The following is a 2175-nucleotide window of genomic DNA, read 5'->3' as shown; positions in this document are numbered from 1 at the left end:
GTCCCAAGTAGATTGTCAAAGGCTCTTTTCACTTTGACAATCTACTTGGGATGTGGAACAATCCATGAATGGTTGTTGTGCAAAAAAACTTAATCTTTTTGTGTCCAAAAACTTGACGTAGATCCAGAAGTATAAGTTTCTTTAGTACCCCTATATCTATATCCTCCAATTTATTAATATAAACACATGCTTTCCCTTTTGTATGTTTCCCAAAATTTTCAAGCAACTTCTCCCTTTCCTGTTCATCCAGCGTGAAATATAAACTGATTTTTGACTTTCTGGGAGAAAATCCTACTAATGGCGCATCGCCTTCATGTCCGCTTGCATACTTGTAATGGTAAGAACCGAATCCGATTATGCTCGGCCCCCACATCTTCCCTTTATATCCTGTCGTGTCTTCAAAAATCTTTAATAGCTTATGGGCAGCTTCACGTTTTTTTGGACTTTCGACGGCTTCGATGAATTCATTGACGTCCATGTCCGTTTCTCTCATTTTTTGTTCGTATTTTGCCATTTGCCTTCATCCTCTTTCCATTCCAAAAATTCGATATCCTTTTGATCTTCAAAAAAGATGGATTCACTCATCACTTTTGCATCACCGCCGTAAGAGCTGTTTCTTTGTTCAATCCAGGCAACTTCACCCTTTTGATCAATCATGTTCCATGAAAAATACAACTCATTGTTTGTTGAAAATATATTGCTGAACATATCCCCGTTTTCTTTCGAAATGCCGCTCATTTCTTTATACACCTTCAGCATTCCTCCACTCAAGGGCACTACACCATAAGACTTTTCCCGGTCAAAAGATGCCCCCATCTGCAAACGGGGTTCATAATAAAAATCCTCGTCATTCCCCCGGTAAGACCGATTCCTTATCAAGTAGATATTTATTTTTTTGATTTGTTCATCTTCCGGGAAGTTCCAAACAAAATAATAAGTCGAAGGGTCGTTTTCATCCAGTTTGACGATGTTTATACTGCTATTGACCGTTTTTTCAGAAAGGCGCCATTTTCCATTTTTCCACTCCCAAAGGCTGAAGCCATATTCATTGTCTGCTGAAATAAAAGGCATAAATACATGCTTTTTATCCAAAAAAACAACATCCTGAACCGTTTTTACTTCGATTGCATTTTCTGCTTGATTCAATTTTTTTATCGCTTCCCCTTCCGATAAAAATTCATCCGGAAAAAGATTGGCCGCCAAATAAATGATGTTTGCCAACACCACCAAAATTACAGCAACAACCCCCAGGATTATTTTCTTATTTCTCATAAATCTTTCTCCTTCAACACTTTTTCATTGGAACGGAAATAAACGCTTCTCTTTTCCGTATTCACCAAAATGCCTTTCCCATCCTTTTCGATATAAATGACGGCATCCGCACCGCTTCCCCATCTTGGCTTGCTATTGGCCAATAAATATGGAAAGCGTTCATTCTCCTTTTGGAAATCATCCACCATGTCGTCATAAGAAACGACAGAAAAGAATTCCTTCTGTTTCATTTTCGATATGATTTCCATAAAATCCCCGCTTAACTGCGGATTTCCTTCTCCATCGGGATGGACTGGTATGATTTCCGCTTCAGAAATGTCGCTTATATAGTGGGACAACTCATTTTCATCGTAAATCAGATGATAGATGAAGATGGATATGAAAAAAGCGGCAAGGAAAATATAATTGCCGGCAAAGCCTAAAAGTGCATATGGACGATAATTTTTCCAACTGTTTCCCTTATTCCTTAAGAGGAAATACAAAATCCATACACCCAGCGGTAAAATGGCCAATTCAACCGTCTTTTCGAACATTGGAAAATGAATCGAAAAAGAAAATACCCCGACAATGATGACTACAATCACTTTCCATTTGCTCAATTTTACTTCCTGTTTTCTATAAATCCTAATCGCAAGAAAGGCGATGATCCCCAATGCAACCAGATAAAAAATCAAGTCCACGATATTATCAAACCACAAATAGAATCACTCCTTCATCTTTCCATATTCTACATAAAAAGGGAGATTCCCTTTTGCCGTCCGGAAGAAATGGTAAATAATCGAGTAGGAGGGAGCGATTAACTCCCGTCCTCTCACACCACCGTACGTACGGTTCCGTATACGGCGGTTCAATTAAGATAATTGACGCAAGTTTTCATAACGAGCTTCAAGACTTTCCAACCCT

3 protein-coding genes are annotated in these 2175 nt (G+C 38.7%); all 3 read right to left on the bottom strand.

Annotated features, from left to right (window positions below; genetic code table 11):
* Positions 1-28: 28 nt before the first annotated feature.
* The 3 genes from ACFPOH_RS11190 to ACFPOH_RS11180 are packed head-to-tail and all read right to left on the bottom strand — an operon-like array spanning position 29 to position 1970.
* Entirely contained in the window at positions 29-514 is a 486-nt protein-coding gene (locus ACFPOH_RS11190) for a DUF1801 domain-containing protein (protein WP_390309675.1), read from the bottom strand.
* Positions 490-1272 (bottom strand): hypothetical protein, encoded by a 783-nt coding sequence (locus ACFPOH_RS11185; RefSeq protein ID WP_342470048.1) that lies wholly within the window; start codon positions 1270-1272, stop codon positions 490-492. Before ACFPOH_RS11185 ends, ACFPOH_RS11190 begins: the two co-directional genes overlap by 25 nt.
* Complete coding sequence (locus tag ACFPOH_RS11180) at positions 1269-1970, bottom strand: hypothetical protein (protein ID WP_342470049.1); 702 nt, start codon at positions 1968-1970, stop codon at positions 1269-1271. Before ACFPOH_RS11180 ends, ACFPOH_RS11185 begins: the two co-directional genes overlap by 4 nt.
* Positions 1971-2175: the final 205 nt, after the last annotated feature.

It is taken from the genome of Ureibacillus suwonensis (assembly GCF_042655065.1).
Lineage (GTDB): Bacteria > Bacillota > Bacilli > Bacillales_A > Planococcaceae > Ureibacillus > Ureibacillus suwonensis.
The sequence above is the reverse complement of the archived record's forward strand: the minus strand, read 5'-3'. Positions and strand labels throughout refer to the sequence as shown.

Excerpts from the sequence above, each read along its gene's own strand:
- ACFPOH_RS11185 (WP_342470048.1), bottom strand. The coding sequence starts at position 1,272 with ATGAGAAATAAGAAAATAATCCTGGGGGTTGTTGCTGTAATTTTGGTG.
- ACFPOH_RS11190 (WP_390309675.1), bottom strand. The coding sequence starts at position 514 with ATGGCAAAATACGAACAAAAAATGAGAGAAACGGACATGGACGTCAAT.